Below are 229 nucleotides of genomic sequence, written 5' to 3'. Positions count from 1 at the left end.
GCGATCTACCGAACGCCCGGCAGTGACGCGGACCCGCAGAGCGTCCCCAGCGGGCAGCCGACGCGGATCTCCGGCTCGCAGTCGGCCGACACCCTCGACTTCGGCAAAGAGGGCGGTGGCGTGACAACGTTGTCCTTCGGCAGTTCCAGCGACAGCGGCCAGCGCGGCGGCCTGGGCTTCAGGGAGTCGTCCCTGTACCTGGGCAACAACAGCGACCGCAGCAGCGGAC

1 protein-coding gene is annotated in these 229 nt (G+C 69.9%); it reads left to right on the top strand.

The annotated features are described in order from the left end of the window. A partial coding sequence (locus KVT44_RS57585; RefSeq protein WP_217577277.1) for a hypothetical protein occupies positions 1 to 229 on the top strand: 229 nt, incomplete at both ends.

It is taken from the genome of Streptomyces sp. GbtcB7 (assembly GCF_019091445.1).
Taxonomy (GTDB): domain Bacteria; phylum Actinomycetota; class Actinomycetes; order Streptomycetales; family Streptomycetaceae; genus Streptomyces; species Streptomyces mirabilis.
The sequence above is the reverse complement of the archived record's forward strand: the minus strand, read 5'-3'. Positions and strand labels throughout refer to the sequence as shown.